This window comes from Limosilactobacillus mucosae, from assembly GCF_046939755.1.
Lineage (GTDB): Bacteria > Bacillota > Bacilli > Lactobacillales > Lactobacillaceae > Limosilactobacillus > Limosilactobacillus mucosae_A.
The window spans coordinates 1-13,457 of sequence record NZ_JBKZAY010000014.1; the positions used below are offsets into that span (position 1 = coordinate 1).

A 13,457-nucleotide genomic window follows, 5' to 3' on the forward strand; every position below is an offset into this window, starting at 1 on the left:
GATAATAAAAAGCCAATTCCTTCATACGGGAATTGACTTTCGCGATATTACAATTCGATATCTTGCTGAGCAGCCGTCAGTTTGAATTCCTTAACCTCTGAACCAACGTAAACATACAACGTTGGCAGAACCTTTAAAGCAGATACGTCTACCGTCAGCTTGCTCCCATCAACATTAATCTTAATGGTGCCATGACGATTACCTTCTTCATCAACGACCGGCTGTTCATGTTCACCATCAGTTGGTTGGAAAACATGCAGTTCCGGCGTGCTCAGATAATCATACTTAGCATGTTCTGCCTTTGGATTCATCAACAGAATAGCATTTTGTCTTGCCAAAAGAGGCAAATGCAGATAGTCGTATTCTTCATCAAACCATTGACCAACTTTTACATCATAGAACTTCCCCGTCAAAATGTTGGTCCACTTGCCAGCTGGTAAGTAATAGTGAGCCTGGCTGCGGTCATTGAAGATTGGTGCTACCAACAATTGACTTCCGAGCATGTATTGAGTGCCTAAATCTTCAGCCGTGGAGTCGCCAGGGAATTCAACAAACATTGGCCGCATCATTGGATACCCGTTTTCATGCGTTTCAACGGCCTGTTCAAACAAATAAGGCATTAAACTCAGTTTGTTCTTGACGAACTTACGTGAAACTGCCACGGCCTCATCCCCATAGTGCCAAGGAACCCGATATTCCGAGCTGCCATGATAGCGACTGTGGGTTGAAAGCAGACCAAATTGCGTCCAACGCTTGAACAGATCTGGTGTGCAGTGGTCATTAAAGCCGCCAATATCATGACTCCAGAAACCAAATCCAGAGCTCATGAATGACAAACCGCCACGAAGCGAGGCAGCCATCGAAGTATAGCGCGAATCTGAGTCGCCACCCCATTGAACTGGCATTGTCTGTGAGCCGACTGTCGCTGAACGACCAAAGATAACAGCTTCTTTTTCACCCTTAACTTCTTTAATAGCGTCAAATACCGTCTTATTGTAGATATAAGTATAGTAATTGTGCATTCGACTTGGATCAGCGCCATTGAAGTAATGAGCATCTTTTACCGGGATTCGTTCACCAAAGTCGGTCTTGAAGGCATCAACGCCCATATTGAGCAAGTCTTTTAAGTAGCCTTGATACCATTTAACGGCATCTGGATTCGTAAAGTCGACAAATGCATTACCAGCTTGCCACATATCCCATTGCCATGGATTACCGTCGCTACGCTTGATCAAGTACCCCTTATCGCGTGATTCCTTGAACAGCCGTGACTTTTGACCAATATATGGGTTTAACCATACACATACCTTAACTCCTCGATCATGAATCTTCTTAATTAGACCAGCTGGATCTGGGAAGTTGTCCTTGTCCCATTCGAAGCTTGTCCATTCGAAGCCCTTCATCCAGAAGCAGTCAAAATGGAAGACATCCAACGGCACATCATTTTCCTTCATCTTATCAATGAAATTAAGCACCGTTTTTTCACTGTAATCAGTCGTGAATGATGTCGTCAACCAAAGTCCAAATGACCATGCCGGTGGAAGAGCAGGCTTTCCAGTCAAACTTGTGTAGGCAGCAAGAATTTCCTTCGGCGTCTTTCCATAGACAACATAATATTGTAGACTCTCACCCTCAACACTGAACTGAACTTTGTCGTTATACTCAGATGCAACTTCAAACGAAACCGTCTCTGGCTGATCAACAAAAATACCATAGCCATGATTCGTGATATAGAATGGAATATTCTTATACGTCTGTTCCGACCCGGTCCCCGCATCCTTGTTAATGATATCAACAGACTGACCGTTCTTTACAAAGTTGGTGAAACGCTCACCCAGCCCATAAACCTTTTCATCTACATCCAGGTCCAAAGCTTCGCGCATATAATGACGGCCATCATTTCGATCGTTAATTTCACCTTGCATCCCTGGCTCAGATGCCGTCAACAGCTTGCCATCACCAAAGAACTGAATGCGGAATGACCCATCCAACGGCAGCTTGGCCTTAAGATCACCTGATGCAATCGTTAGGCTATTATCATCAGCAGTCGTCTCCATAGCCAGATGTTCATCATTAACGTGGAAGGAAGGATCCTTTGGCAACTGATCAAAGTGAATAAGCTTAACGCCCATAATGTTCTTTTGTGGTGCCGTAAACTCAATCGTTGAAGCGCCGACATCTGTTGTGTCATCCCGACCCTTGATCTGCTTGTATGGTGCAAACACACTGACTTTTTTATGATCATCAGCAACTTTATAGTCATAGACACATGCAGGGGAATCAACATCAAAATTGTCCCGCACCAGCCATAATCCATTGGTAAACTTCATGATTCAAAATGCCTCCTGATAAAAAGTTTGTTCTGATACGAAACTAACTAGCTTACGGTGATCATTTTAAGAAGGCGCTCTAACCATGTCAACCCCTAAAATACAAAACTAATTTCTTCAAAAAAATCTCAGCAATGCCTATATTATGTAGTTTTTTTGTTCAGGACACTCAAAAATCTATTCATTTCTGGAAAGCGCTTGCAATTTTCTAAGCAAGGTTTTATTATGTGATTGTTCGCAACGGAAACAAACTAACAAACTTACAAAACTATCAACAATTTGTTATAAGGAGCGTGTTAAGCAATGGATGCTTCGAAAAACGACGTTGACAAGATGCCGAATCTTGTTAAATGGCCCGAGCGAATCAGTTATGCTGCTAGCGATTTTGCCTGCAACCTCTCGTTTGGGATGATTTCAAACTTCTTGATGTTCTTTTACACGGACGCTTTCGGCATATCTGCTGCCGCCTGTGGGACACTTTTCTTGGTAGCACGGATAGTCGACGCATTTGACGGTCCGTTCTGGGGAATCTGCATTGACCACACTCATACTCGTTGGGGTAAGAGTCGTCCGTACTGGCTCTGGTTCTCAATTCCATATGCTATCTTCTGTGTTTTGGTATTCACCACGCCAAATCTCAGTCTGGAAGGTAAGCTGGTATGGGCCTATATTACCTATATTGGCGTTGACATTCTTTATTCTGCGGTTAACATTCCGATTACGTCTGTTCTGCCAAACCTTACCAATAATCCTAATGAACGGGTTACTTTAAGTACTATTCGTCAGTTCTTTGGTACGGCTGGCGGCACGATCGTTTCAGTCGTTGCTCTGCCAATGGTCAACGCTTTTGGACATGGCAATGAGCAGAAAGGGTTCTTCTACACCGCTTTAATCTTAGCAATTATTGGTTGCCTTCTGCTCTTGAATACTTTTGCCAACACTCGTGAACGTGTTCAGACTGCCTCTTCTAAGAAATCTCTTCCAATCAAGACTTCACTTAAGGCTCTCAAGCACAATTGGCCTTGGGCAGTTATTATCTTCATCAACTTTATTTACTGGTTGGGGATGCAGACGCGTAACCAAGTCACAATCTACTTCTTCAAATACAATATGCATGCTGCTTGGCTGACATCAATCATGCTCGGTCTGCAAATGGCTGCTTTAATTACCGTTGCTATTACGCCATGGTGCTCAAAGAAATTCGGCAAGCGTAATACGATGCTTACCGGGATGCTTACAGCCATCGCTGGCCAATTTGTAATGTATGTTGGCTCAAAGACGCTTAACGTTGGTATCATCATCGCCGCCAACATTATCGTCAACCTAGGGACTGGTCTGGTATCTGGCTTGATTGCCGTTATGTTGGCTGATGCAGTTGACTATGGTGAATGGCGGAATGGCGTCCGAGCAGAAGGTATCGTTACCTCGTTCTCAAGTTTTAGTGCCAAGTTCGGTATGGGCATCGGTGGCGCCATTACCGGTTGGATTTTGAACTGGGGTGGCTATGTTGCCAACCATGCGCAAAGTGCATCTGCTTTGAATGCAATCTCCATAAACTATGTCTGGGTACCTATGGTTGGTTTTGCTCTTTCTGCATTAGCTCTGTTATTCTACAAAGTTGACAGTTTTGAAGGACAGATGCAGTCTGATCTTCGTGCAAAACATGCGCGTGAAAATCAAGAAGACTAGATAATCAACTATAAAGAGAACCCTCATTTGATCGGTTCTCTTTTTTAATAGCAAGGGTGATCTTATCATGAAGAAGAATTATCTCAGCATTGACATCGGAGGCACACAGATTAAATATGGCCTCTTTGATCGGTCAGGAAACTTAACTGATCACGGCCGTCTTAAAACACCGACAAGCGATCAATCTGAATTTCTCAAAACAATCAACCGATTAATTGAAGAATATGCGAATGTCATACGTGGCGTAGCATTCAGCGTACCTGGACGTGTTCATCCTGATACCAGCGTAATTGATTTTGGTGGAGCACTCCCCTATCTAGATAAACTTAACCTCAGACAGAAGCTGACCGAACGATTTGGGAATAATCTTTTGGTCAGTGTCGAAAATGACGGCAAAGCTGCTGCTCTAGCTGAATTATGGATGGGAAACCTTCTAAACGAAAAAGATGCTGGGGCAATCGTTCTTGGTACCGGAGTCGGTGGTGGCATCATTCTTGATGGCAAACTTTTTCGCGGCGTCCACTATCAAGCCGGCGAGCTAAGTTTCATGAGCGCTAAGAATGGCAACGAAGACTACGGCACCTATGGATCCGCAGTCTTAATGATTCAAAAAATCGCCCGACACTTTCATTTTTCAGATCTCAATGATGGTACGGCAGCATTCGACTTAATCAATCATCACGATCCTTATGCCTATCAAATATTTCAGGAGTATTGTCAGCGAATAGCCTGTTTAATTTTAAGCATTCAATCAGTGATTGACCTTAGAAAATACGTAATTGGTGGTGGTATCAGCGCTCAGCCAATCGTTGCCGATACGATTCGTGAACAGTTCTATCAATTGTTGCATCATCTAAAGCTTGATAATAATGGTGTTACACCACCCGCTATCGTAAGGGCGCATTTCGGCAATGATGCTAATCTTTATGGCGCTTTATACTGCCTGCTTTCAAGCCAAGTAAAGTTAAAGGAGTAATCAACATATGTATAATAATGACTTTCCACATCATTTTCCTAAAAGCTTTCTATGGGGAGGAGCCACCGCGGCAAATCAGATTGAAGGCGCCTGGAACATAGACGGTAAAGAACTTTCTGATGCTGAATGTATTAAAGGAGCACGACCGGGTACCAATCATCGCCCAACACTGGATGATGCCACGCTTTCATCAATCGAAGAAGCTGTAAACAGTAATTCTGAAAAACTTTATCCAAAGCGCCATGGGAATGATTTCTATCATCGCTATCCAGAAGATATCAAACTGTTAGCGGAAATGGGATTTAAGGCTTTCCGCGTCTCACTTGCCTGGTCTCGAATTTTTCCAAATGGTGACGATGAGCAACCTAATGAAAAAGGACTGCAGTTTTACGAAAATGTCTTTAAAGAAATGCACAAATACGGCATTGAGCCGGTCGTAACGCTATCACATTATGATGTACCGGTAAGTATGACGCTTAGATATAATGGCTGGGCAAGTCGCAAAGCCGTGTCTGCCTTTACGAATTACACAAAGACTGTTTTTAACAGATACAAGAGCTTAGTTCGCTACTGGATGACGTTTAATGAAATTAACACTGGTGCGTCTGGATTTCATGCAACAGGGGCATTGGAAGACAATCTAACTAATGAAGATGAAAAGCTGCAGCTACGTTATCAAGCTCTTCATCATCAATTCGTTGCCAGTGCTATCGCCACTAAGCAGCTGCATGAAATTATTCCAAATGCCAAAATGGGCTGCATGCTCGCTCGTTCTGAAGCCTACCCAGCTACCTGTGATCCCGTAGACGTGCTTGCGGCTCAACACGCTAATGATCTCAATTATTTTTTTACGGACGTACAGGTTCGTGGCGAATATCCCGAATACATGAATCGCTTTTTTGCTGAGCATCATATCAAGATTCAAATGGAACCTAATGATGAAACACTGATCAAAAAATATCCTGTCGACTATCTTAGCTTTTCATATTACTGCTCGGCAACGGTTTCTGGCAGCCATGGTCTAAACTTTACCAATATAGACCAAGTCAAGGTATCCAATCCGCATCTAAGTGCCACTGACTGGGGATGGGAAATAGATCCCATTGGACTGCGTGTTGCTTTAGATGATATGTGGGACCGATATCACATCCCGCTGTTTGTTGTGGAGAATGGCGTTGGCGCGCACGACCAGATAGCGTCTGATGGGAAGATTCATGATGATTACCGCATTCAATATTTTCGGAGCCATATTCAGCAGATGAAAGAAGCCATTAAAGATGGGGTCAATCTGATGGGGTACCTTACTTGGGCTCCAATCGATCTTGTCTCATTCTCAACCTCTGAAATGTCAAAACGCTATGGGTTCGTATACGTTGACTTGGATGACGAAGGTAATGGCTCAATGGATCGCACGCCCAAAGATTCATTTTTCTGGTATCAAAAGGTCATTCTTTCAAATGGTGAAAATTTAGATTAACGCTTTTCCACATATTTAATACACTTGGCATAGCTTGTATTGACAATCATAAGCTCCATATTAAAACACTCCAAGCGTTCGTCATTAAACTGTGCCAACGTCATAGAAAAGGCTTGACTGCGTAATGCAATCAAGCCTTTTTTATAGAATTCTCTGTTTTTATCCCATTGGGTACTCGATCTCCTGGCCACTCTGCTCATCGGACGGCAGGTTGTTTTCAGCCCGATACAGCGCACGGCAGAACGATTGCGTCGACATCTTGTTGCTTACGGCAAACTTGACGCCATACTTCTTGCAGGCCTTAGCAAGTGACCATGACGATGGATGGTTCGCGTAGGACTTGATCATGATCACCATATCAAGATTCTTGACCGCCTTTTCGATCTTCTTGCTCTTGCCGGTGAACGCGTTGATCAGCCGTGGATCCCCGTTGCAGGCCCTGACCGTGGCTTTTAGGATCTCGCCGTTTTGACCGTTGCCGATCGCGATGCCGACTTTTTGTCCCTTCAGATCCACCTTCAGCTTCTTGGCGTCTTGAGCTCCCTGCTGCATGCTGCCAAAGATCTGCTTGCTTAAACCAAGCGCAAGATGCATCTTTTCCTTTTTAGCAGGCTTCTTTTCCACGGATTTCTGCTTTGGCGCTTTTTCTGCCAGCTGATTATCGTCTTCAAGCGGGTAGACCCAACGAATCGTCATGCTGTCCTGGGTGTTGTCATCGTTGGCGTACCATGCCAGATCCACGATATCGCCCTCCTGCACCATGAACTGAATGCGGTCATCCTTGACGTGATAGGTAACCTTGGATCCATTGACCTTCAGCCGCTTGCCATAGATGTTATGGGTAACGACCAGCTCGCCATCCTTGTTTTCGACTACGGCTTGGCGGAATACCTCAATCGGATCATAGTCCAGATCCAGATGGCCAGTTACCCGTTTGATATATGCCTTGGATAATGACTGGTAAGGCTCGCCATCAGCCGTAACGATATCGCCATCTTGCAGATTCAGCATTCGGATCATCTTCTCACTGATGAAGAACGCCTGCTGACCATAGGCATCCAACAGCTGGGCTCCAGTCAGTCGACGCTGCACGACGTATTCGTCCAGATCCAGATCAAATACTGACGATTGATCAAGTAATTCGGCAAATGATGGCTCAGTTTCTGGTTCGGAACGTGTTGGCGAAACCTGCTCCACATCAGTTTCATTCTTGGAAGACTTCTCGGCTGGTTCATCTTTAGCCTGGTCCGTGTCAGTCTCTTTTGGATTCTCGGCCGTTTTATCTTCAGTCTGGACCGTGTCATCCGCTTTAGGTTCTTCGGCTGGTTCAACGGTCTGCTTGTCCGTCGTGCTTGGCTGTTCTTTCAACAGCGTGTCAAATCGTTGAACCGTCTCCTCTTTGATCAGCCCATTCGTTTGCGCTTCAGCAACTGCTTCTTGAAATGCAGTCAGCTTGGAAGCATCATCAGTTTCCTTGGCCAGATCAGCACCGGCCGCGATCAAGCGCTCGATCAGCCGACTGATGTTTTCCTTGCCGACCAGCATATCCTTATACGTTTGCCGGGTCTGCTTCAGCTGCTGCGACACGATCAGATAGTACGCGTTGGTCAGCGAAGTGTCTTCATCGCCCAGATTATAGTGGCAGTCCTCGAGATTCTTCTTCAGCGTGCCAAACGATGGCTGATATTCTGAATCCTTGACTACTCTGCGCAACTCGTTGGCGGTCGTTTCCATAATCGACTTAAAAATATGAATCGCGTCATACTGGGCCAGCGTTAAGGCATCGCGCTTCTCAACCTGGTTTTCAGTATTATCCTCGTCAGAAACTGGTGCCTCATCCTGCTCAGTCTGACCGCTCTCTTCATTTTCAGCTATCTCAGTTTCTCGACTGTCTTCAACGGCCTCGCTTGCTTCATTCTGCTCAATTGCCGTATCTGACGGGGATGCCGTTTCGAGTGGCTCAATCGTCTCTTCATTTCTTTCCGGTTCGCTTGGCAACCCGCTGTTCATTGGATTCTGATAGCCAGACTGATGCCGCAGCAGGTTCACGATCGACTGGACTGCCTCGATGCCTTCAATGCTGGGATTAGTGCCCTTAATAATATCAATTATATCTTTTCGATAGTCATACATAATTCTTCACCTCAATTTTGATTTTATCAACCGGCCCGGACAATAAGCGTCTATGTATGAAAAAAAGCTCTAAAAATTTTTGAAATTATGACAAATAAACCAAGTCAGCGGAGTGTAAGTTGAACCAACTCGGAACCAATCTTTTATCGTGGATTATTTACTTTTTACAATTCACAATTTACAATCTACTATTTACAATTCATTATTTACATTGTTAAAGTTTTATCCAACGGAATATAAATGCCCATATATCAGCATATCTTAACCGTAAATAATCCACTTTATACAATTCACAATCTACTATTTACTATTTACAATTCATTATTTACATTGTTGGAGTTTATTAAACGAGTAAATGTCTGCCGATAAAAATATCGAAAAACAAGAACTACCTGATTTTCATTCATCAAAAAAGACGACCCGTTATGATCAGCGGATCGTCTTCTGACATTAAAAAATCGGAACTGGCTTTTGCCAATCCCGATTCAATCAATTAATATGGCAGCTCTTTAACCTTTGGCGAGTTGTCAAATACAACCGTTTCTTGAACGTCAACATACTTAGCTGACACAGGCTGTTCGTAGAGGAATTCGTCAGAGTGCTGGAACAGTTTCAGCGCTGCCAGAGATTTCATCACTGGCAGAATAGTTTCTTCCTTCAGATCTGGCTTAGCATTGTGCACCTTAAATACGTGCTTGCCGCCAAGACTGCCTTTAAAAGTCAATTCAAGTGTCTTCATAGTTCAGATCTCCTTTCAAATATAATTCCTGACTACATCTTGATCAAATCGATCGTGTTGACTACCCGGCCGTAGAAGTACGTTTCGTTGGACAAGTCGGTCAATACCTTGATGCAGCCGTTGATCTGATCGTCAGTCGGCTTTTCAATGGCATCTGAGTAGCTGCGCCAGAGACCATCTTCATTGCCCTCGCTGACCATCTTAAATGACAGTTTTGAGTTCTTGAAATTGCGTTCCATGATTGAACATCTCCTTTGAATAATTTGGTAAGGTTTTAAGACTTACATTTATAGAAACGATTCAAGCTCAAAAAAGTAAAGGAAGATTCTAAAGATTTTTCGCATCCATTAAGCATCCCTAATCAACTATTTTGAAATGGCCTCTAATCCTCCTTTTATCAATCTCAGTCATTGATGATAATTTATTATTCACAATTAATTATTTACAATCCACTATCTACTATTCACTATTTACATTGTATTAGTTTATACCGTTATCTCTCAAAGGCCTTTATATAGCGGTTTATATTACGTTCACATTTTACAATTCACAATGCACAATCTACTATTTACAATTCATTATTTACTATTTACATTGTAGTAGTTTAAAAACATATGATCAGAACCAATCTTTTGTCAGCCAATACTACCCCAAATTCGTCACTTTCAGTCTTAGAATTTTTTACACCAAAAAGGAATTACCGATGTTATTCAAGACTACATGCACTCATACATGACCGGAACGTCCTGTATATACAGAGGGTGTATATGCATTATCCCCCAGGCCGGCGGAGCGTGAGCGGAACTAGGGGCTCACTCGAGGCGACGGTAAGCATGGCACATGCGGCCCGCCGGAGAGGAGACCCGTGAAGCGGAAGCGGAGCCGGCCTGGGGGAGCGTCCTAAAATAAATGAAAAAGCCAAGCCATGAACTCGTCATGACCTGGCTCGTTTTAACTTAGCGGCAATCCTAACCGAAATGTTTCAAGAGCGCGGTAACCTTTTCCTTGGTCAGCTCAAAGGATGTATTGCCGGCAAATCGTTCATGAAGCACTTCATCAGCGTTCTTAACCAATTCTTCGTTTGAGACACCATAGTCGGAAAATGGGTGCAGTCCGACCTGCTCGTCACGGAACTTCAGATAGGCCTGCTTGGTGATTGCGCCAATCTCGTCTGGCGTTTCATCCCCAGTAAATTCAGCGCCTAGGATCTTGCCAATCTCTTTGACCTTCTTCGGCAGTACAGAGGCCGACATTTCAAGCACGGCAGGCAGAGCATAGGCAACCGCCTCGCCATGGACGAAATGATACTTGGATCCCAGAATGTGAGCTTCTGAATGCGCCACGATGGTTCCAGACTGATTAAGAATCCAGCCCGCCAAGTTGGCAGCTACCATCATCCGCTCGCGATACTCGATGTTTTGACCATCTTTAACCGCGTCTGGCAGATAGTTGGCACACAGGAACATGTTCTTTTCTGAGATTGCATCGGCCACGGGACTGCTCAGATTAGACAGGTAGCCTTCCGCGGCGTGCGAGAAGACGTCCAGCCCGCTGGCAATCGTTTGGCGCTTTGGCAGACTCAGCGTCAGTTCAGGAATCAGCAGCGCGTAATCGCTCAAAATGCGGTCCGATAAGATAGCGTTCTTCTCATGGGTCGTCTCATCGGTAACCACGAGCGCGTTGGACATCTCGCTCCCAGTACCGGCCGTGGTAGGCACGCTGATCAGGCACTTGAAGTCACGGATAAGCGATTCGTCTTTTACGTAGTCGAGGATATCGCGGCTGCCGCCATTGCTGGCTACGATGTCGATTCCCTTGGCACTGTCCAGGCAGCTCCCACCACCGATTGCAATCACGCAGTCCGCGCCAAAGTTTTTCATTGATTCCGCGCCCTTATTGATGACGCTGGCAGGCGGGTCTGGCACGATTTCGCTGTAGACCGCCGTCTCAATACCGTTCTCATCCATTTCGGCGAGCATTTCTTGTACGGCTGGTACGCCCATCAAAAATTGATCAAGCACCACCATTACGCGCCGTTTGTCCTCCCGTTTGAGAATCTCCATGATTGATTTGGCCAGATCGTGTTCAACGATGACTTTGACCGGCTGCTGCATTCTGATTTTCATATTCCACGCCCCTCGCATTCTCTTGATTGATGACGATCAGAGCCTCCCCTGACTCTGGATCGCGTTGATCGTCTCGCGTTTTGAATTCTACAGACCAATCTCCGCGGCGGCTTTGTCAGCGGCCTCACAGAACGCCTTGACCTTTGGAATGTCTTTTTCCATGTTGCCGTGGTCGTACTTGATGCTCGTCTTGGTCAGCGAGTCGACGCCGTATGGACGAATCTTCTTGATCGCGTCCGCCACGTTGTCTGGTCCCAGTCCTCCAGCTTCGATTACCTTGGCGTTGACTGACTTGACGATTTCAGCATCGATGTTCCAGTCATGCGTCTGACCGGAAGCACCAATTCCCGTGTCAGGGGCCAGGCCAGAGTCCAGCAGAATGTAATCAACGAATGGATCAACCTTCTTGGCACGCTCAATAGCTCCCTTGCCATCAACCAGCACTGCCTGCATCAGTTCAGTGTTAGGAGCGACCTCTTTCAAACGCTTGGCGAATTCCTCATCAGCCGTGTAGCCATCCCCTGCCACGTGCAGAATCTCTGGCTGCAGTCGCTTGGCCAGGTCGATCATCTCATCTGGATCGTTCGTCAGCATGATCAGAACCATCTTGACTCCGCGCAGCCGGCATTCTTCATGAATCTGATCAACCCTATACAGCGGCACGCGGTGAGCAGGCACCCCGCCCATCTGCATTGGCACCAGCCCGATGTTGTCGGCGCCGGCTTCCATGGTTTTGATGGCTTCGTCCAGTTGAATAATTGAGTAGAGCTGCTTGATCATCTTAGTTTCCTCCTTGGTTTCTTTCATTCGGTCTAAAATTTCCGTCTCAGCGTCGTTTTCAGGCCGTTTAGTCATCGTTTCAATAGATTACGCGCTGATTACTGATTCAGCTTCTCACGGCCTTAGAGCGCAACTGTTCGTTAAGCCGCTTTCCTGCCAGCTTGGCCTCGACTTTTGCCGGCGTGATGTCAGGCACCGACTTTTCGCTTTCCAGCGCGATACTTGCGGCTGCCTGCGTGTATTCGCAGACTCGGTCAAGATTCTTGATTCCCCGGTAGCGGCACCAGACGATCGTAGCCGTGCTGCAGTCCCCCGCGCCGTTTGCACTGACGATTTTGGTGGTCATTGTTGGCACGTGCGCTGATTGATCATTACTCATGGCCATGATGCCGTCCTTACCCAGCGAGATGAAGACGTTTTTGACACCGTATTCCAACAGCTTGGCGGCAGCGATCTGAGCTGTCTCGCAGTCCGTGATCTTAATGCCGGTCATCATCTCGGCCTCGATTCGATTAGGCTTGAGCGTGTCGATCTTATCTAAAATTGGAATAACGCGCTTGCCCTTAACGATTGACACCGGATCAACAAAGATTGGCGCCGTCACGTGCTCGCCAAGCCACTTGATCGACTCTTCCGGCAGGTTGGCATCGATCATGCACACGGACGCGTGATTGATAAAGTCGAGCCGCTTTGCCAGAAATGACGGCGTGATGTTCTCACAGATCTTCATGTCGTTGATCCCCAAAAGCATGTCTCCGGTTTCGTCAGTGACGTAGAGATATCCCGATGAGCGCTGGCCAGTCAGTTTTTCAGCGTAGTCCAGCCGAATACTGTGCTGAGCGCAGGAATGCTCCATGACGATACCGTTCATATCATCGCCGTAAACGGTAATCAGATACGTTGGCACCTCTAGCCGCGCCAGGTTCTGAGCAATGTTCTGCCCAACGCCTCCGACCGCCATGCCAATCTGGCCGATATTCGAATCACGCGGAATGACCTTCTCATCAGGAATGCCGAAGATATCCATGTTCATGCCGCCAATGACTGCTACGTATGGTTTCTCGCTCATCTGATGACACCTCTTTCTATTTCTTAAACATAAGATTAATTGATTAAACCTTTGTTGACAAACCAATTCTACCCTCTTGTGAAAGCGCTGTCAAGATGGTACAAAAAAAGAGCGCCGTTTTAGCGCCCTTAGCATCAC

General features: G+C 45.7%; 10 protein-coding genes. 3 read left to right on the forward strand and 7 right to left on the reverse strand.

Going from position 1 to position 13,457, the window contains the following annotated elements; genetic code table 11:
- Nucleotides 1-47 precede the first annotated feature (47 nt).
- Nucleotides 48-2,330, reverse strand: coding sequence for an alpha-xylosidase (gene yicI, locus ACLUWI_RS05950; RefSeq protein WP_412146580.1), 2,283 nt, complete (start codon nucleotides 2,328-2,330; stop codon nucleotides 48-50).
- Nucleotides 2,331-2,633: 303 nt separating this feature from the next.
- Between yicI and ACLUWI_RS05955 the strand changes: the two genes are divergently transcribed.
- From ACLUWI_RS05955 to ACLUWI_RS05965, 3 genes are all read left to right on the forward strand, one after another.
- Nucleotides 2,634-4,019 (forward strand): MFS transporter, encoded by a 1,386-nt coding sequence (locus ACLUWI_RS05955; RefSeq protein ID WP_272214998.1) that lies wholly within the window; start codon nucleotides 2,634-2,636, stop codon nucleotides 4,017-4,019.
- Between the two features lie 67 nt (nucleotides 4,020-4,086).
- Nucleotides 4,087-4,995 (forward strand): ROK family protein, encoded by a 909-nt coding sequence (locus ACLUWI_RS05960; protein WP_412146581.1) that lies wholly within the window; start codon nucleotides 4,087-4,089, stop codon nucleotides 4,993-4,995.
- A gap of 7 nt (nucleotides 4,996-5,002) precedes the next feature.
- Entirely contained in the window at nucleotides 5,003-6,472 is a 1,470-nt protein-coding gene (locus ACLUWI_RS05965; protein ID WP_272218245.1) for a glycoside hydrolase family 1 protein, read from the forward strand.
- 159 nt (nucleotides 6,473-6,631) lie between these two features.
- On the opposite strand, the gene ACLUWI_RS05970 is transcribed toward ACLUWI_RS05965, so the two are convergent.
- The 6 genes from ACLUWI_RS05970 to ACLUWI_RS05995 all read right to left on the reverse strand — a co-directional run bounded on the left by ACLUWI_RS05970 (nucleotide 6,632) and on the right by ACLUWI_RS05995 (nucleotide 13,319).
- A complete protein-coding gene (locus ACLUWI_RS05970; protein ID WP_412138133.1) occupies nucleotides 6,632-8,605 on the reverse strand; it encodes a DUF2325 domain-containing protein in 1,974 nt (657 codons plus the stop codon).
- A 493-nt stretch (nucleotides 8,606-9,098) separates the two neighbouring features.
- Complete coding sequence (locus ACLUWI_RS05975) at nucleotides 9,099-9,344, reverse strand: DUF2922 domain-containing protein (protein ID WP_033934822.1); 246 nt, start codon at nucleotides 9,342-9,344, stop codon at nucleotides 9,099-9,101.
- 32 nt (nucleotides 9,345-9,376) lie between these two features.
- Nucleotides 9,377-9,583, reverse strand: a complete 207-nt coding sequence (locus ACLUWI_RS05980) for a hypothetical protein (protein WP_033934823.1) — start codon at nucleotides 9,581-9,583, stop codon at nucleotides 9,377-9,379.
- Between the two features lie 729 nt (nucleotides 9,584-10,312).
- A complete protein-coding gene (locus ACLUWI_RS05985) occupies nucleotides 10,313-11,470 on the reverse strand; it encodes an iron-containing alcohol dehydrogenase (RefSeq protein WP_412138132.1) in 1,158 nt (385 codons plus the stop codon).
- An 87-nt stretch (nucleotides 11,471-11,557) separates the two neighbouring features.
- Nucleotides 11,558-12,250 (reverse strand): phosphoribosylanthranilate isomerase, encoded by a 693-nt coding sequence (locus ACLUWI_RS05990; protein ID WP_412138131.1) that lies wholly within the window; start codon nucleotides 12,248-12,250, stop codon nucleotides 11,558-11,560.
- 106 nt (nucleotides 12,251-12,356) lie between these two features.
- The gene (locus ACLUWI_RS05995) at nucleotides 12,357-13,319 is read right to left on the reverse strand and encodes a PfkB family carbohydrate kinase (RefSeq protein WP_412138130.1); all 963 of its coding nucleotides are present in this window, start codon (nucleotides 13,317-13,319) and stop codon (nucleotides 12,357-12,359) included.
- Between the last annotated feature and the right edge of the window lie 138 nt (nucleotides 13,320-13,457).